General features: G+C 71.2%; 17 protein-coding genes. 8 read left to right on the top strand and 9 right to left on the bottom strand.

All coding sequences use genetic code 11. The annotated features are described in order from the left end of the window. Positions 1–37 precede the first annotated feature (37 nt). Positions 38–1375: a C39 family peptidase gene (locus tag NIE111_RS27195; RefSeq protein WP_238687153.1), complete on the bottom strand. Its 1338-nt coding sequence runs from the start codon at positions 1373–1375 to the stop codon at positions 38–40. A gap of 210 nt (positions 1376–1585) precedes the next feature. Between NIE111_RS27195 and NIE111_RS27190 the strand changes: the two genes are divergently transcribed. The 4 genes from NIE111_RS27190 (at position 1586) to NIE111_RS27175 (ending at position 6749) form a co-directional block, all read left to right on the top strand. After that, positions 1586–3463: a M14 family metallopeptidase gene (locus NIE111_RS27190; protein WP_238687152.1), complete on the top strand. Its 1878-nt coding sequence runs from the start codon at positions 1586–1588 to the stop codon at positions 3461–3463. Between the two features lie 355 nt (positions 3464–3818). Continuing rightward, positions 3819–4748 carry an ABC transporter substrate-binding protein gene (locus NIE111_RS27185; RefSeq protein WP_238687151.1) on the top strand — a complete coding sequence of 310 codons (930 nt, stop codon included), beginning with the start codon at positions 3819–3821 and terminating at the stop codon, positions 4746–4748. A 157-nt stretch (positions 4749–4905) separates the two neighbouring features. Next, positions 4906–5934, top strand: coding sequence for a FecCD family ABC transporter permease (locus tag NIE111_RS27180; RefSeq protein WP_238687154.1), 1029 nt, complete (start codon positions 4906–4908; stop codon positions 5932–5934). Next, positions 5931–6749, top strand: a complete 819-nt coding sequence (locus tag NIE111_RS27175) for an ABC transporter ATP-binding protein (RefSeq protein ID WP_238687150.1) — start codon at positions 5931–5933, stop codon at positions 6747–6749. Before NIE111_RS27180 ends, NIE111_RS27175 begins: the two co-directional genes overlap by 4 nt. 16 nt (positions 6750–6765) lie before the next feature. Here the strand turns inward: NIE111_RS27175 and NIE111_RS27170 are convergent, their stop codons facing one another. The 5 genes from NIE111_RS27170 to NIE111_RS27150 form a co-directional block, all read right to left on the bottom strand. Next, positions 6766–7530: a VOC family protein gene (locus NIE111_RS27170; protein WP_091395664.1), complete on the bottom strand. Its 765-nt coding sequence runs from the start codon at positions 7528–7530 to the stop codon at positions 6766–6768. 94 nt (positions 7531–7624) lie between these two features. Further along, positions 7625–8362, bottom strand: a complete 738-nt coding sequence (locus NIE111_RS27165; RefSeq protein WP_238687149.1) for an ABC transporter permease — start codon at positions 8360–8362, stop codon at positions 7625–7627. A 10-nt stretch (positions 8363–8372) separates the two neighbouring features. After that, positions 8373–9341, bottom strand: a complete 969-nt coding sequence (locus tag NIE111_RS27160; RefSeq protein ID WP_238687148.1) for an ABC transporter ATP-binding protein — start codon at positions 9339–9341, stop codon at positions 8373–8375. Next, the gene (locus NIE111_RS27155) at positions 9338–9649 is read right to left on the bottom strand and encodes a transcriptional regulator (protein WP_238687147.1); all 312 of its coding nucleotides are present in this window, start codon (positions 9647–9649) and stop codon (positions 9338–9340) included. Before NIE111_RS27155 ends, NIE111_RS27160 begins: the two co-directional genes overlap by 4 nt. Continuing rightward, positions 9646–10284: a transporter gene (locus NIE111_RS27150; RefSeq protein WP_238687146.1), complete on the bottom strand. Its 639-nt coding sequence runs from the start codon at positions 10282–10284 to the stop codon at positions 9646–9648. Before NIE111_RS27150 ends, NIE111_RS27155 begins: the two co-directional genes overlap by 4 nt. 134 nt (positions 10285–10418) lie before the next feature. On the opposite strand from NIE111_RS27150, the gene NIE111_RS27145 reads away from it, so the two are divergent. From NIE111_RS27145 to NIE111_RS27130, 4 genes are read left to right on the top strand one after another with little or no spacing between them, the layout of a single operon-like run. Then, complete coding sequence (locus NIE111_RS27145) at positions 10419–10814, top strand: type VII secretion target (protein WP_238687145.1); 396 nt, start codon at positions 10419–10421, stop codon at positions 10812–10814. Continuing rightward, the gene (locus NIE111_RS27140; RefSeq protein WP_238687144.1) at positions 10811–11737 is read left to right on the top strand and encodes a WXG100 family type VII secretion target; all 927 of its coding nucleotides are present in this window, start codon (positions 10811–10813) and stop codon (positions 11735–11737) included. The genes NIE111_RS27145 and NIE111_RS27140 overlap by 4 nt, the downstream gene beginning before the upstream one ends. Before the next feature lie 9 nt (positions 11738–11746). Continuing rightward, a complete protein-coding gene (locus tag NIE111_RS27135) occupies positions 11747–12091 on the top strand; it encodes a YbaB/EbfC family nucleoid-associated protein (protein ID WP_112638726.1) in 345 nt (114 codons plus the stop codon). Further along, positions 12091–12702 carry a hypothetical protein gene (locus NIE111_RS27130; RefSeq protein ID WP_238687143.1) on the top strand — a complete coding sequence of 204 codons (612 nt, stop codon included), beginning with the start codon at positions 12091–12093 and terminating at the stop codon, positions 12700–12702. Before NIE111_RS27135 ends, NIE111_RS27130 begins: the two co-directional genes overlap by 1 nt. Here the strand turns inward: NIE111_RS27130 and NIE111_RS27125 are convergent. From NIE111_RS27125 to NIE111_RS27115, 3 genes are all read right to left on the bottom strand, one after another. Next, positions 12691–15012 carry a HelD family protein gene (locus tag NIE111_RS27125; protein WP_238687142.1) on the bottom strand — a complete coding sequence of 774 codons (2322 nt, stop codon included), beginning with the start codon at positions 15010–15012 and terminating at the stop codon, positions 12691–12693. The two genes, NIE111_RS27130 and NIE111_RS27125, sit on opposite strands and share 12 nt — an antisense overlap. A 238-nt stretch (positions 15013–15250) precedes the next feature. Continuing rightward, positions 15251–15550, bottom strand: coding sequence for a hypothetical protein (locus tag NIE111_RS27120; protein WP_238687141.1), 300 nt, complete (start codon positions 15548–15550; stop codon positions 15251–15253). Between the two features lie 405 nt (positions 15551–15955). Continuing rightward, on the bottom strand, positions 15956–17206 hold the full coding sequence (locus NIE111_RS27115) for an HNH endonuclease signature motif containing protein (protein ID WP_238687140.1): 1251 nt from the start codon (positions 17204–17206) through the stop codon (positions 15956–15958). Positions 17207–17370: the final 164 nt, after the last annotated feature.

Here is a 17370-nt window from a genome sequence, read left to right as displayed (position 1 = left end):
ACGCAAACCTCTTGATCAACACGTGCGGGGGAGGGGCCTACCAGTTGGTGGAGCCGGGGACCTTGGGCCAGGGCTTTGACGTCGGCTTGATCAGGTACGCGATGCCGCCGGAGCCACCGGAGACGCCACCGCTGGCGTTGGTGCGCTTGGTACGCAGCCAGATCTGCTCGAACTGCGCACGCTTGTAGACGTTGCGCACCACGTCGTTGCTGGACGAGGCCGGGTCGTTGACGATCACGTCGCCGTCGGCGGTGAAGCCGACCACCACGAAGAGGTGCCCGGAGGTGCCGTAGTTCGCCCCGTCCAGCTCACTGGCGAGGAAGGACTGGCTGGTCACGACGGGAATGCCGGCGGCGATGAAACGCTCCAGCTCGTCCAGCGAGTGCAGCCGGGTCACCCGGCCCTCCAGCCCGGGGAAGCTCGCCGCGTACGCGGTGTTGAACGGCCAGTTGCCCGCCCCGTCGTACGCGTAGTCGTAGGTCATCCGCGCGGCGTGGTTGACAGTCGGGTCGGGGTAGGTCGGGTCCACCCAGGAGGTGTCGGCCGCCGACGGTTGGCGTCCCCAGTACTCGACCACCATCTCCGTCGAGGTGGGTGAGCACCACGCCTCGCCGCCGCCGTCGTACTCGGGGTAGTGCCCGGAGTGCACGTTCTGCGAGTAGCGCGGCACCGGCAGCTCCCGGCCCCAGGCGATGTGCCCTGCGCTCGGCGGCACTGTGAACCGGTCCGGCACCGTGGAACTCATCGCGCCCAACATCCGGACCACCGGGGCGGCGCTCTGCCCGGGTGTGCGGTAGAGGGTCAGTTTGAGCTGGTAGGACCGCAGCAGCACGCCGGCGGTGGCGTCGTCGATGCTGAAGGTGTCGGTCCAGATCGTCGACCAGGGGTCGCCCTGCCGGTTGACGCTGGTCCGCAAGATGTCGGTGTCGCCGGACGCCCAGCGACCCAGGACGTACCACGGGGTCTGGTCGCCGCTGGTGTAGCTGCCCTGCATCTCCACCTGGATCCAGGTGCCGGCGGGGGTCTCCGCGTTCCAGGAGGCGATCAGCTCGGTGGCGTCGAACCCGACAGGGGTCACCGGCGAGGTCCAGGTGCCGTACTCCCAGGTTTGGGTGGCGCCGGTGTGCGGGTCCGCGTACTCGATGGTGCCGGCCGGGCGGGCCAGTGTGACGCCCGCTCGGGCGCCGGGCACGACGCGGGTGCCGGCCCGGCTGCCCCGGTGCCAGTCGGCAGGCCCGGACCAGTCCTGGTAGGTGATCTGCTCGTCGTGGGCGGGGGCGGGCGGGTGGGCCGCCAGCGCGGGCGCGGCGCTGGTGAGCAGGGTGAGCGTGGTGACGCCGGCGAGGGCGGCCGCGCGCAGGCGGGATCTGGCCATTGGTGCTCCGCGGTGTCGTGGGGGCATCGTCGCTGGTCAGTCTTCCGCTTGGAGGGAAGTTTCGCCAGATGTTGATAGGTGGAAAATCATTGCCGCCATGATGATCCGCTTGGGATGGTCAACGCAGCGATCAATGTTGATATGACCATGTGACAGGTGGTGAAGTGTCCTTCACCGAGCGGGATCTCCCGCCCATCGAGGAGGTAGTCCATGGCCCTCCGCACGCCCATCCCCCTCCGCCGTGTCCTGGTGCTCGCTGTCGTCACCGGGCTGGGCATCGTCACAGTCGCCGCCGGCCCGGTCGGCGCCCGACCGGCACCGGACCGCACCGCTGAGCAGGCCGCCGCCGGCTACCGGGTGCTCGGGCCCCGGACCCTCGACGACCGCAACGCGGTGGCCCGCACCGGAGCCGCCATCGACTACTCCGAACACGGCGTGCTGCACATCTCGGCCACCGCGAGCGAGGCCGCCGCGATCGGCAAGCTCGGCTTCCGGCTTGAACCGCTCGCCCCGCCACCCAACGCCGAGCGCGGCGCCGGCGAGTTCGGCGCGCTGGCCTTCCCGCCGGCCGACTCGAACTACCACGACTACGCGGAACTGACCGCCGTCGTGAACCAGGTAGTCGCCGACCACCCGGCGATCGCCCGCAAGATCAGCATCGGTTCGTCGTACGAGGGCCGCGACCTGATGGCGGTGAAGATTTCCGACAACGTCGGCACCGACGAGAACGAGCCGGAGATCCTGTTCAACTCCCAGCAGCACGCCCGTGAGCACCTGACCGTCGAGATGGCGATCTACCTGCTCAACCTCTTCACCGACAACTACGGCAGCGACTCCCGGATCACCAACATCGTCAACGGCCGGGAACTCTGGATCGTGCCGACTGTCAACCCCGACGGCAGCGAGTACGACATCGCCACCGGGTCGTACCGGTCCTGGCGCAAGAACCGGCAGCCCAACAGCGGCTCGTCCAACGTCGGCACCGACCTCAACCGCAACTGGTCCTACAACTGGGGATGCTGCGGCGGCTCGTCCGGCACCACCTCGTCGGAGACCTACCGGGGGCCGTCGGCGTTCTCCGCGCCGGAGACGCAGGCGCTGCGCACCTTCGTCAACGGCCGGGTCGTCGGCGGGGTGCAGCAGATCAAGGCCAACATCGACTTCCACACGTACTCGCAGTTGGTGCTCTGGCCGTACGGCTACACCACAGCGAACACCGCGACCGGGATGAACGCCGACCAGTACAGCACCTTCGCCACCATCGGTCAGCAGATGGCGGCCACCAACGGCTACACCCCGGAACAGTCCAGCGACCTCTACATCACCGACGGCGACAGCATCGACTGGATGTGGGCCACCCACAACATCTGGGCGTACACGTTCGAGATGTACCCGGGCTCGTCCGGTGGCGGCGGCTTCTACCCGCCCGACGAGGTGATCCCGGCGCAGACCTCGCGCAACCGGGAGGCGGTGCTGATCCTCAGCGAGTACGCCGACTGCCCGTACCGGGCCATTGGCAAGCAGGCGCAGTACTGCGGCGGGGGTGGCGGCACCACTGTCTGGTCGGACACCTTCGAGACCGCCACCGGCTGGACCATCAACCCGGGCGGCACCGACACCGCCACCGTCGGCGCGTTCGAGCGGGGCGCCGCCCAGGCGACCACGTCCTCCGGGGCCAAGCAGCTCACCCCGTACGCCGGGTCCAACGACCTGGTCACCGGCCGGCTCGCCGGCTCGGCGGCCGGTGACTACGACCTCGACGGCGGCGTGACCAGCGCCCGGTCACCGGCGGTGACCCTGCCGTCGTCCGGCACGCTGACCCTCTCGCTCGCCTGGTACCTGGCGCACGGCTCGAACGCCTCGTCGGCGGACTACCTGCGGGTGAGCGTGGTGCACAACGGCGGCACCACAGCGCTGCTCACCCAGGCCGGCGCGGCCAGCAACCGTAACGGGAGCTGGGCGGTCGCCAACCTCAACCTCACCCCGTACGCCGGCCAGTCGGTCCGCGTGCTCGTCGAGGCGGCGGACGCTTCCGGAGCCAGCCTGGTGGAGGCGGCTGTGGACAACGTCACCATCACGTCCTCCTGATCGGGTGGGGCCCCGTCCCGCCCCGGCGGGGCCCCACCACCCGTTCCCGAGCCTCTGAATCCGGGACGAATCCCTCGGTGCGTGACGGGTCACCGATCGTGCCGGATCGATCAATCCTTGATCGATCCGGCACGTCCTGGCGGTGCGCTACCGTCTTAGCGACCAGTCCGCAGCGAAGCCGGTGCTCATCCCGGCGCTGTCCCGCAACTGTGATGCCCCACCGGTCGGTGGGGACGAGCCAGGTCGCCTGCGGACCGGTCGCGAAACGCGCTCTCGAGGAAGGGCGCCTCGTGGGCGGGCGTACGGAAGTCCCTGTCGGCGAAGCACCACACTCCTCGACCGACAGGAGGCCCCCATGTTCAGACGTACCCCTCGGCTCTTCGCGGCGACCCTCGCGGTCACCGCGCTCGCCCTTGGCGCCTGCGCCGAGAAGGCCGACGACCAGCCGAGCGCCGGCACAGCGGCCGCCGCCTACCCGGTCACCGTCGGCGCGCTCACCCTCGACAAGCGCCCCGAGAAGATCGTCGTGCTGTCGCCCACCGCCACCGAGATGCTCTTCGCGATCGGCGCCGGCCCGCAGGTGACAGCCGTCGACGACCAGTCGAACTACCCGGCCGACGTGCCGAAGACCGACCTCTCCGCCTTCCAGCCGAACGCCGAGGCGATCGCCGGTAAGAACCCTGATCTGGTGGTGCTCTCCGACGACCGCAACAAGATCGTCGAACAGCTCGGCAAGCTGAAGATTCCGGTGTACCAGACCCCGGCGGCGGTCACGCTCGACGACTCGTACCGGCAGATCACCGAGCTGGGCACGCTGACCGGGCACGCCGACCAGGCCACCGACGTCGCCACCCGGATGAAGGACGACATCGCCAAGCTGGTCAAGGACCTGCCTCAGCGCGCCGAGAAGCTCACCTACTTCCACGAGCTGGGCCCGGAGCTGTACAGCGCAACCAGCAAGACCTTCATCGGCTCGCTCTACAGCCAGGCCGGCCTGACCAACATCGCCGACCCGGCCGACGCGGACGGTAAGAACTTCGGCTACCCGCAGCTGTCCCAGGAGTTCATCGTCAAGGCCGACCCGGACTTCGTCTTCCTGGCCGACGCCAAGTGCTGCCAGCAGAGCGCCGACACGGTCAAGGCGCGCAGTGGCTGGGCGGGCCTCACCGCGGTGAAGAACAACCAGGTGGTCGCCCTCGACGATGACGTCGCCTCCCGCTGGGGCCCACGAGTCGTGGACCTGCTCCGGGTCATCATCGACGCGGTCGCCAAGGTGCCCGCGTGACCGTCGTCCGTCGGTGACCGGGCCGCGACAGGTGTCCGATCCGGCACCAACCGGTCGGCCAGCCGAGCCGCCGCCGCCGTCGTCCCCGCCGGCCGAGCCACGTTCCGTGGCCCGGCCGGCCGGGTTGCCGTCCGGAGCCCGGCCGGCCGGGTTGCGCATGCGGTGGCTGGTCGCGGGGTTGGTCGCGGTGCTCGTCGCGCTCGTCGTCGGGGTGTCGCTCGGCCCGGTGAGCCTGCCCCCGGGCAGCGTCGCCGCCGAGTTGCTCAACCTGTTTCCCGGGGTGCACCTCGACAGCGGGCTGACCGAGCGTGAGATCGCGATCGTCACCGAGCTGCGCCTGCCCCGGGTGGTGCTGGGCCTGCTCGTCGGCGGTCTGCTCGCCCTCGCCGGTGGTTGCTACCAGGGCGTGTTCCGCAACCCGCTGGCCGACCCGTACCTGCTCGGTGTGGCCGCCGGCGCCGGCCTCGCGGTCACCGCGGCGATCGCCCTCGGCGGCGCCGGCCGGCAGGGCACGCTCTCCGGTCTGCCGATGACCATTCCGCTGGCCGCGTTCGCCGGTTCGCTGCTCGCCGTCACGATGACCTACGTGCTCGGCGCGGCCGGTGGGCGACGCGGGTCACCGGCCATGCTGATCCTGGCCGGGGTGGCGGTCTCCGCGTTCCTCTCCGCCGGGCAGACGTACCTCCTGCAACGACACGCCGACAGCATCCAGCCGGTCTACTCCTGGTTGCTCGGCCGGCTGGCCACCGCCGGATGGCACGACGTGCTGCTGGTGCTGCCGTACGCCGCGCTGACCACTGTGGTGGTGCTGCTGCACCGCCGTGAGCTGGACGTCCTCGCGGTCGGCGACGACGAGGCGAGGAGTCTGGGCCTGCACCCGCAGCGCACCCGATACCTGTTGATCGCCGCCGCCTCGCTGGGCACCGCGGCGGCGGTCTCCGCGACCGGCCTGATCGGCTTCGTCGGCATCATCGTGCCGCACACCGTCCGCCTGCTCGCCGGGTCCAGCTACCGGGTGATCCTGCCGATGTCACTGCTGTTCGGCGGCGCGTTCCTGGCGCTGACCGACGTGGTGGCCCGCACCGTCGCCGCTCCGTCCGAGCTGCCGATCGGAGTGGTGACGGCCCTGCTGGGCGGCCCGTTCTTCGTCCTCGTGCTGCGGACCGCCCGGCGAGTGCTCACGTGAGCCGCGAACCCGCCAGCCGCGAGCCCGCCGCCGGTGCGCCTGCCGTCGAGGTGCGCGGGCTGCACGTCGCCCTCGGTGGCACGCCGATCCTGACCGGCGTCGACCTCACCGTCGCCGTCGGCGAGTGGGTCACGGTGATCGGCCCGAACGGCGCCGGCAAATCCACCCTGTTGCGCGCCGTCGGTGGCCTGCTGCCCGCGCCGAAGGCGATCACTCTCTTCGGTACGCCGAGTGCCGCGCTGCGCCGTCGGGACCGCGCCCGGATAGTGGCCACTGTGGCGCAGTCCCCGGTGGTGCCGCCCGGCATGTCGGTGCTGGACTACGTGCTGCTCGGCCGCACCCCGTACATCCCGACCTTGGGCCGGGAGTCGACAGCCGACGTCGACGCCGTGCACGAGGTGCTGGGGCGGTTGGACCTCGCCGGCTTCCACCATCGCGAACTGGCCACCCTCTCCGGCGGCGAACGGCAGCGGGTGTTCCTCGCCCGCGCGCTCGCCCAGGGCGCGACGCTGCTGCTGCTCGACGAGCCGACCAGCGCGCTCGACATCGGCCACCAGCAGGACGTGCTCGAAGTCGTCGACCAGCTACGCCGCGAGCACGGCCTGACCGTCCTGGCCACGATGCACGACCTCTCCCTGGCCGGTGAGTACGCCGACCGGATGGTGATGCTCGCCGCCGGTCAGGTGGTGGCCGCCGGGACTCCGTCCGAGGTGCTGACCGAGGAGCTGCTCGCCACCCACTACCGGGCCAGCGTCCGGGTGGTCCCCGGCGCCCACGGCCCGCTGGTGGTCCCCGTCCGCCCCACCCGCCCCTGAGCACGCAGGCGCTGGGTCAGGGGCCCAGGTCGATGACGGAGAAGAGGGCGCCCTGGGGGTCGCGCAGGGCGGCGAAGCGGCCCGCCGGGATGTCGCGGGGCGGGACCAGGATCGTTCCGCCCAGCTCGGCGGCGCGGGCCGCGGCGGCGTCCGCGTCGGCCACCGCGAAGTACACAGTCCAGTACGCGGGCAGGTCGGCCGGGAAGTCGTCGGCCAGCGGCGGCATCATCCCGGCGACGATCTGCGTCCCGAGCCGCCACCCGGTGTACGTCATCGCGCCCACCGCCTGGTCGTCGGGCTGCCAGCCGAACACCAGCTCGTAGAAGACCTTCGCGCCTTCGGGATCGGGGGTGACCAGCTCGTTCCAGCTCATCGCGCCCGGCACGTTGAACACCTCGGCACCGGCCATGGCCAGCGGCTGCCAGACGCTGAACGTGGCGCCGGCCGGGTCGGCGAAGACCGCCATCCAGCCCCTGTCGAAGACCTCGAACGGGGGCACGACGACCTGCCCGCCGGCCCGTTCGACCCGGCCGGCGACCAGTTCGGCGTCGTCGGTGGCGAGGTACGTCGACCAGATCGGAATCTGGTCCGGTATCGCGGGCGGGCCGGCGCCGGCCACCGGCTTACCGTCGAGCAGGAAGACCGTGTAGCCGCCCGCCTCGGGCTCCGGGGTGACCTGGCCGGTCCACCCGAACAGCTCCGGGTAGAAACGCCGCGCGTCGGTCAGGTCCGGGGTGGCCAGGTCGGCCCAGCAGGGCGTACCCGGCGGGACGGTGCTCACGTCAAGACCCCTCTCGGCCCGGGCGGCCACGGCGGCCCCCTGCCGGAATCCTGGCACCGTCCCGCCGCGGCCCGGGGCGGAAACGGACGAATCGTCAGCTGAACCGGCGACCCTCGTCCCGCCGGTACGCCCAGCCGGCGAGCGCGGCGAGCAGCACCACCCAGACACCGAGCATGATCACTGCCAGCGGCTCCACGTCGTAGTCGGTCGCCGCCGCCCACATCAGTTCGGCAGCGCCCCGGGTGGGCAGGTACGGCGCGATCGTCTCGATGAACCCGGGCGCGTCGCCCGGCGCGGAGAGCAGGCCGCCGCCGAAGGCCAGCGGCAGGAAGAGCACCTGTGCCACCACGATCGCCGCCTTGCTCGGCAGCGAGTAGCCGATGGCGAGCCCCATCAGCGTGAACGGCACCGAGATGACGGCCACGGTGCCGAGGGCCAGCAGGAACGCCGCCGGGGTGACCTGGGCCGCGGTCAGCGTCGCGCCGATCACCACGACCGGGATCAGCGAGAGGTAGGTCAGCGCCAGGCCGGCCAGCACCCGGCCGGCGAACCGCGGGGCCGGCCCCGCCGGCAGGGTCCGGGTGTACGGGTTCCAGGGCTGGTCGCGGTCCTCGGCGACACCGACGCCGTACTGGAAGATGTTGGCGCTCATCACCGAGAAGGTGACCATCGACGCGGTGGCGTAGGTGGCGCCGACCGGATCGTCACCGGCGAACGGCACCACGAAGAAGATCATGGCGGCGGCCGGAAAGAAGGCGCTGCCGAAGACGGCCACCGGGATCCGGATGATCTCCAGGAGTTGGTAGCGGGCGTGGACCAGGGCTAGCTGCACTGTCGCCTCCTCAGACTGTGGTGGGTCGGCCGCCGGCAGCGGCGGTGGTGGGTCGGCCGCCGGCACCGGCGGTGGTGGGTCGGCCGGTGCCGGCGGGCACGTCGCCGCTGGTCGCCTCTCCGCTGGTGATGGCGAGGAACGCCTCCTCCAGCGAGGTCGGCCGTACCTCCAGGTCGGTGAACGGGGTCTGGGTCGTGACCAGCGCTCGGACCAGCTCGTCGGCGTCGGTGGTGAGCAGGTGCAGCCGACCGTCGACCCGTTCGGTGCGAACCACCCCGGGCAGGTCGGGCAGGTTGTCGGCGATCAGACTGACCCGGCGTACGCCCACGATGCCGCGCACCGCGTCCACTGTGTCGTCGGCGAGCACCCGGCCCTGCCCGATGACCACCACCCGGTGGGCGAGCGCCTCCACTTCCTCCAGGTAGTGGCTGCTCAACAGCACTGTGCCCCCGTCGTCGTGGAATGCCCGAACCGCCTCCCACAGGGTGTGCCGGGCGGCCACGTCCAGGCCCGTGGTCGGCTCGTCGAGCAGCACCAGCCGGGGCCGGCCGACGAACGCCAACGCCACCGCCAACCGGCGCCGTTGCCCGCCGGAGAGCCCACCGGTCTGCCGCCGGCCCAGGTCGGCGAGACCGAAGCGGTCGAGCAGTTCGGCCCGGGGCACCGGGTCGGGGTAGTGCGCGGAGACGAAATCGACGACCTCGCCGACGCGCAGCGTGCCGGGCAGGCCGGTCTCCTGCGGGGTGACCCCGATCTGCCGCCGGCTCGCCGGGTCGCGGGGGTCGCCACCGAACAGTTCGACCCGCCCGGAGCTGGGGCGGCGCAGACCCACCAGCAGGTTCATCAGGGTGCTCTTGCCGGCGCCGTTCGGCCCGAGCAGGCCGACCAGCTCACCGGCCCGGACTTCCAGGTCGACACGGTCGAGGGCGAGAACGTCGCCGTACCGGCGGCTGGCCTGGTCGGCGCGGGCGAGGGTCATGGCTGCTCCTTCGACGGGGCGGGGTCGAGCAGGGCGCGTATCGCTTCGGTGTACTCCTCGAACGCCAGCCGGCCTCGCCGGCTGAGCCGGACCAGGGTCGCCGGGGTGCGTCCACGATGGGTCTTGTTGATCTCCACGTAGCCGGCGTCCTCGAGTTTGCGCAGGTGCACAGAGAGGTTGCCGGCGGTCATCGCGAGCAGCTCCTGTAGCCGGGGGAACGCGATCCTGTCGCCCTCGCCGAGGGCGGAGAGGCTGGCGACCACCCGCAGCCGGGCCTGCGCGTGGATGACCGGATCCAGCTCGGTCACGGCAGCTGTCGCTGTCGCCGCCGGGCGAGCGCGCCGGCCACCAGGATTCCGCCACTGCCCGCCACCGCCATGACCAGCGCGTGCCAGCCCGGTCCGGCGAACGCGCCGAGCAGGTTGATCACGCTGATCCAGACGCCGAGGCGGAACAGGTCCCGGTCCAGCCAGATCGCCCCGCCCGCCATCTGCAGCGCGCCGATCAGCCCGACCGAGGTGGTCGACCAGAGCAGCGCCGCCAGATCGTGCGGCAGGTGCCCGCTGATCCGGCCGAGCCCGGCGTAGACGCCCAGCGAACCCAGGCCCCAGGCGTACCCGTACCAGCGGCCACGCTGGGCGGAGTCGCCGCTCACCTGGTCGTAGGCCCGCTCCCTGGCCGTCGCCTGCACTGCGGCAGCGGCCAGCAGTAGTACGAAGAGGACGGTCAGCGGCAGCCAGCTGGGCAGTGGAACCAGAGCCCGGTCACCAGGGGTGAACCGGAGGAAGAACAGCCCGAAGCCGATCAGCCAGGCGACACCCCACGGCCAGTAGAGCAGGCGGGCGTCGGGATCGAGCCGGCGTGCCGTCGCCGACCGTTGGTCCTGGATCAGCCGGAGCGCCGCCGCCGCGTCAGTGGGTGGTGAATCATCGTCGGGGTTCACGCAAACTACTTTAAGACACAAAGTCGAGACGGGTGACCCCGTCATCACCGATGGGACCCCCGATTACGGCGAGCAATGCCTATGGTGGTCAGTCGTGGCGACTGATTCGCCGCACAGGCCATAGGGGAGGGTCCGTGTCAAGCCCGAGCAATGAGCTGGAGGTCCAGCCGGAGGCTCTGACGGCGTTCGCCGCCGGGTCCAAGGATCGGGCGGCCCGTTTCCGCGAGCTGCACCGCGCCTTCGGCGACGGGCACGTGCCCCGGCACGCCTTCGGGGTGATGCCGGCGTCGTTCAACCTCGCGGCGACGTACGCCGAGCAGTTCGAGGCCTGCCTGCAAGGGCTTGCCGACGGCGCCGAGATGATGGCGGACATCGCCGAGGGGCTCACCGACACCGCCGCCGCCTACACCGGCACCGACGCGGCCAACACCGACCTGTTCGTGCCCGGCCGGCCACCCGCTCCCGACGTCATCGCGCCCGGCCCCTGGTCGGGTGGCACCGGCGCTCCGAACGGTTCGGTGCCGGCGTGAGCACCGAGGCGTTGCAGCGCAACAAGACCTACTTCGAGCAGATCGTCTCGGGCACTCCCGAACCCTTCAAGCCGCTCTCCAACGCGGTGCTCTGGCCGTTCGAGCAGCTCCTGGAGCTGGTCGCTGGCGAACCGGACGACCTGATGCGGGCCGCACAGCTCTGCCTGGACACCGGCGCGGCGGTACGGGAGATCGCCGGTGACCAGATCGCCGACCGGGCCCGGTTGCGCGGCGCCTGGACGGGCGACGCCGCCGAGGGCTTCCATGCCTCGATGGAGTCGGTGGAGGCGGCGATCGAGGAGCTGGCCCAGGGGCTCGACGGCACCAAGGACGTGCTGGTCGAGGCGGCGAACGCGGCGGTGGACGCGTTCAACCTGCTGGTCGAGCTGATCCTCGAGTTCCTGCTCTGGTTCCTCACCGAGGTGATCATCGCGGCGGTGGCCGCGGCGCTGAGCGCCGGCGTCTCGTTGGCCGCCACAGTGGTCCGGGTGCTGGCCCGGCTGGCCACCACAGTGGGTCGGATGGTCAAGATCGTCGCCCGGTTCGCCGAGGTGCTCACCCGCCTCGCCGCCCGGCTGGGCAAGGTCGCCGGGCAGCTCCGCAAGTACGCCGACACAGTCATGGAGCTCAAGCAGCGGAAGAAGCAGTACAAGCTGCTCAGCAAGGGCGGCTGGACGCCCGAGGGGCGTGCCTTCCAGGTCGAGAAGTTCAAGACCCTCTTTCCGGGCAAGTTCGTCATCAACCAGGTCTCGCCGGTCAACATCCCCGGTTTCGGCGGCGCTCTGCTGGACACCGGCGTGGGCCTGCACGACATCTCCGACGGGCAGAAGGACCGCAACTACCTGGTGGACGGCACGTACAGCGAGGACCTGGGCCCGTACACAGTGGGTGTGCAGAATGTCTTCGACTCCATCGTGAACTGAGAGGCAGCCATGACCTTCCCCGCCCTGGACCGCATCGAGGCGCTGGCTCGCAACCTGGACGGATGGCAGCGGCAACTCGCCGACCGGATGGCGGAGCTGGAGCAGACCAGCGCCGAGGGCGTCAGCGACTCCGGCCTGGTGCGAGTCACCGCCGCGGCCGACGGCAAGATCGTTTCTACGGAGTTGAACGCGCGGGCGATGCGTCTGGACTCCTACAGCCTGGCCGAGGAGTTCACCGCAGCCGCGAACCGGGCGCAGGAGGCCGCAGCGGCCCTGGTCCGGGAGTTGGTCGGCGAGGTCATCGGCGACCCAGGCGCCGGTCCGCGCCGATCCGCCGACCACGAGGGGCGCTGATGACGGTCGACGAGAGTCAGGCACGGTACGTCGAGGGGATCACCCGACTGCTGGCGGCCGGGGAGCAGGTGCGCGCGGTGGCCCAGGTGCGAGAGGGCAGCGGGCTGACCCCGGCGCCGCCCCCGCAGCCGTCGACGCCACCCGCCACGGGTGGGCCGGGCTTCCTGGGTGTCCTGCTCAACGTGCTGTCACCGAACATCACCTTCGGTCGGGCGGACAACGCCGTCGACTGGCTCTTCTTCGGTGTCGGAGGTCGAGGCGAGCCAGATTCCCAGGCGTCCGTGCTGCACCATGCGGTGAACGTGGCGACGAAGGGCTCCGGCCTGCGAACCCTCGTGCTGGGGGCCACCGACCAGCGGCTGCTGCTCGGCGCGACAGCACCCGTCGGGCTGCTCTCCAACTCGGCGGCGGACGAACGGGCCCAAGCCGACATCGAACTGCTCGGGTCCGTTCCGCGCACGGCTGTCACCGCCCGGTTCGGCAGGTACCGGCTGAACTGGAAGCGACTGCGGATCGACTTCGCCGATGGGTCGTGGCTGTCGTTCCACGTGCCGCTGGCCGACTCCGGCCGCCCGCTGCGGGAGGTCGCGGCCGCCCTGTCAGCCGGCTGACCCGCCGACGAGCGGTGCGGGCAGCGGCGCAACGTGCAGCACCGCCAGCCGGGACACCGCCCGGGTGAGCACCACGTACAACCGGTGCAGCCCGCGCGGCTCGGCCGCGACGATCGCGGCCGGCTCGACCACCACCACATGGTCGTACTCCAGGCCCTTCACCAACGTCGCCGGCACCACCGTGACCCGCTCGGCGGCCGCCACGTCGTCGGCGGTCGCGGTCTCGACACCGGCCTCGGCCAGCGCCGCGCGCAGGCCGTCGACCGCGTCGTCGGCGGCGATCACACCGACCGAGCCGTCGTGTGCGAGCGCCGCGCGCACCTCGGCCACCGTTGCCGACGTCAGGTCGGTCACCGTACGCACGTCCAGGCCGCCGTCGTGGCGCAGCGACTCGGCCGGCGGTACGTCAACCGCGAGCGCCGGGAGCAGCAGGTTCGCGAATGCGACGACCGCGGCGGGCACCCGGAAACCGACTGTCAACGGGACCACCACCGCGTCCGGCTTGCCCAGATGGGCGAGGGATTCCCTCCAGTCCGTCGCCGCCCACGGCGCGGTGCCCTGGGCGAGGTCACCGAGGAGCGTGACCGAGCCGTGCTCGCTGCGCCGAGCGATGGCCCGACACTGCATCGGGGAGAGGTCCTGCGCTTCGTCCACCACCACGTGCCCGAACCCGGAGAGCCGTTCCAGCAGCCCGGTCGCCTCGTCGATCAGCACCGCGTCGGCAGCGGTCCACCGGGTCGCCTTCGGCGTGCGGGCCGGCTTCGTCAAGCGGAGTTGGGTCTGCTCGGCGTCGCTGAGCAGGCCGTCCGCCGCGGCGGCGAGCCGGTCCGGGTCGGAGAACAGGCCGTGCACCAGCCCTTCCGGGGTGAGCGCCGGCCAGACCGCGTCCAGGAAATCGAGTACCGGCCGGCAGCGGCTCATCCGGCGCAGCCAGGCATCGCTTGGCGACTCCGCACGCCGTGCCTCGGCCTGCCGTTGCAGCAGGCTCACCACCCGCGCCTGGACACGTTCCCGACCCGTGCCGTACGGCAGCCCCTCCCGGCGGGTCTCCTCGACGATCCGGTGCAACGGCTCCACCCCGATCCGCCAGCGGAACGAGCCGTCCGACACGGTGATCGACTCGGTCGGGGCACCGATCTGCCCCTGCACCGCGCGCCGCAGCACGTTCGCCATCCGTACGTCGTGTTTGAGCGCGGCCACCGCCGGCGCCTCGACCGCCCGAACCGCCACCCGGGAGATCAACTCCTCCACCGTTGCCTGCTCGACCTCGACCTCACCGAGCGCCGGCAGCACCGCCGCGATGTACGACAGGAACGCCCGGTTCGGCCCGACGATCAGCACGCCCGCCCGCCGCAACCGCTCCCGATGCAGGTAGAGCAGGTACGCGGCCCGGTGCAGACCCACAGCCGTCTTCCCCGTACCCGGCGCGCCCTGCACACAGATCGAGTCGGCGAGGTCAGCCCGAACCAGTTCGTCCTGCTCCGGCTGGATCGTGGCGACGATGTCCCGCATCGGCCCGACGCGTGGCCGCTCGATCTCGGCGGTGAGGATCCGACTGGTCGTACCGAGTTCTTCGCCCCGATCCAGCCGCTCATCCTCGAAGCTGGTCAGAACGCCGTTGCTGAACCCGAACCGCCGCCGAACCGCGACCCCCTGCGGATCCCGCACGCTGGCGCGGTAGAACGAACGGGAGACAGGGGCCCGCCAGTCCAGCACCAACGGCTCACCACGCTCATCGGTGACATGCCGCCGCCCCACGTGATACCGCCGACCGTGATGATCACCGCTGGTGTCGGGGTCGGTCGGGTCGTTGGCGGGCCTGCCGGTGCCGCTGTTGGTGGGCCTGCGGTTGGTGCTCCCGCTGTTGGTGGTGCTGTTGTCCGTGGCACTGCCGTTGGTGGTGGCGCTGCCGTTGTCCGTGGTGGTGCTGTTGTCGGTGGCGCTGCCGTTGTCCGTGGCGCTGCCGTTGGTGGTGCCGTTGTCCGTGGTGCTGCTGTTGTTTGTGGCGCCGGCGAAGTCGAGGCGGCCGAAGAAGAGCGGAGTTGTCGGGTCGTCAGCCAGCTCGGCGACCCGGCGGGCCAGGGTGCGGCCGAGCGTCTCGGCCGCGTACGCATCGCCGGCCACCTGGTCACCGGTGGCGAAGAGAGACTCGGCCCGCTCCCGCATCCGACCCAGCGCGGCCCGCGAGGTGGTGAGGTGTTCGCGTTCGGCGGCCAGGTCCGCGTCGAGCTGGGTGTCGGTGTCGAGCTGGGTGTCGGTGTCGGTGTCGGTGTCGGTGTCGAGCTGGGTGTCGAGGTCCAGTGCGGGCATGCTGACGTCCCATCGTTCACATCTGCTGCGCGCTCGCGTGTCCGGGGGCGGATGGCCGCCCGCCCGGCGCGAAGACGTCCGTTCCGGTGCAGCTCACCTCGGCCGTCAAGCGGGCTGCAACCCTACGCTCCCCAACCCGACGTATCCAGCGAATTACCGACGTGACCACCCGTCCGAGACGGCGTGTTGCCGGTCGGGTGTCGCTGGGCGATCGCGCCCCCCGCCGTGCCCTGCTGTCTCACGCCGCGACCGTCGCGACGCCGGTGATCCACTCGACTTTCAGGAAGTCGCGGTGTCTGGGCCGGTGCGACAACCCGGTTTTCAGGAAGCCGAGTCGATCACCGGAAGACACGGCTGAGGCGGCAGGGACAGCAGGCTTGTCGAGGTCGAGGTCGAGGTCGAGGTCGAGGTCGAGGTCGAGGTCGAGGTCGAGGTCGGGTTCGGGGTCGCGATCGCGATCGCGATGACGGTGGCGACCGCAGTGGCGGTGGCAAGGCGCGGTGCTGAGGTGGCGGTGGTGAGGCCGTGGCGGTGGCAAGGCGGCGGTGGCAAGGCGCGGTGGTGAGGCGGCGGTGTTGAGGCCGTGGCGGTGGCGACCGCGGTGGCAGGCAAGGCGCGGTGCTGAGGTGGCGGTGGTGAGGCCCTGGCGGTGGCAAGGCGGTGGCAGGCAAGGCGCGGTGCTGAGGTGGCGGTGGTGAGGCCGTGACGGTGGCAAGGCGGCGGTGGCAAGGCGCGGTGCTGAGGCGGCGGTGGTGAGGCCCTGGCGGTGGCAAGGCGGCGGTGGCAAGGCGCGGTGCTGGGGCGGCGGTGGTGCGGCCGTGGCGGTGGCGACCGCGGTGGCGGTGGCAAGGCGGTCGCGGCGGCAAGGCGCGGTGACGGTGGCGACTGCGGTAACGGCCGTCGCAAGATGTGGGCGCGGGCGGCGCCGGCGTGGTTGCCGGAATCAGCAGCGCAGGTGGTAGAGGTTGCGACGCGGGGTGCGCTGTGGGTCCAGCCAGCTGGGCGGGAGGAATTCAGGTCGACCGTCCGCCGCGAGACGGACCGTCCAGTCGCCGCGGTGGATGAACCGGTGATGGTAGCCACAGAGCAGCAGCGCATTGCCCAGCGCCGTCACCCCGCCGTCGGCCCAATGTCGGATGTGGTGACCGTCGCACCATCTCGGCGGCCGATCACAACCAGGGAAGGCACAACCGCCGTCCCGCAGGACCAGCGCGCGCCGCAACGGGCCGGTGAATAGCCGGCGCTGCCGGCCGACGTCCAGGACCTGACTGTTGCCGCCCAGCACGACCGGCAGCACGCCCGCATCACAGGCCAGGCGGCGGACCGCACCGGGGGTGAGGCGCGTGCCGGTCTCCAGTGTTCCGGCGCGTACGCCGTTGACTAGTTCCTCCAGCGAAACGCTCACCACCAGCTGAGGACGGTCACCGCCGTTGTCGGGCAGCTGACCGGTACGTAACGCCAGTCGGCAGATCTCGCCCAACGCGTCGGCGCGGCGCTGACCAGGACTGCGGTCATCCTGCTCACCGGCTGTGGCGCAGAGCGGGTCGATCGCCTCGCGTAGCAGGCTCGCGGTTTCGGTGTCGAGGTTGCCGCTGAGGCGTACCTGGCCGTTCCGTTGCTCGGAGAGCGTGACGTGCCGGCGGGCCTCGGCTCGCTCGGTGGCCCGCTCCAGTGCCTTCAACTCAGCCTGGTCGGCCAATTCCGGGGCGACGTGCGCGAGGACGCGCTCGCCGAGCCGGCTCAGGCTTGTCGGATCGAAACGGTCGGCCCAGGTGACCAGTAGTTGGGTGGCCTTGTCCGCCACCTCGGGACCGGCCTCGACCGGGAGGGCGGCGATCGTCTCGGCCACCACCCGACCCTGCTCGACGGTGATGGCACCGCCGAGCAGCGCGTCGCGCACCGCTGGCGGGGCGGCGTCGATGACGGCGGCGAGCTGGACCAGTTGGCGCGCGCTGCGACCGGAGAGCCGGAGCCGCTCCCGAAGCCAGACGGCGGTGGACGAGGCGCCCTGGGTGACCGCCAGCCCGCGACCGTCCAACTCGCGGACCAGACCGAGCTGAACGGCGGCCAACCGCTGCGCCAACACGTGAGTCGCGTCGAGAGAAGCAAGCAAATCGTCATCGGAGAGCGCCCAGAGCGCGGTCTCGGCGCAGTCGTCAACTGCCCCATCCACCTGCGCCAACGCCTCCACCATAAAAGCAGAATAGAACTGGTGTACGACAACTTGGAGTCGCCCTGATCGATGAGCCAACTAAATTTCGTCGATCATCGTGAGCTGCCCGCTTGTCCCGCCGGCTTGCGCGCCGCCAAGCCGCGCCGCCAAGCCGCGCCGCCGAACCGCCGTGGCGCGAAGCCGTG

It is taken from the genome of Micromonospora hortensis (genome assembly GCF_022230935.1).
GTDB classification, from domain to species: domain Bacteria; phylum Actinomycetota; class Actinomycetes; order Mycobacteriales; family Micromonosporaceae; genus Micromonospora; species Micromonospora hortensis.
The sequence above is the reverse complement of the archived record's forward strand: the minus strand, read 5'-3'. Positions and strand labels throughout refer to the sequence as shown.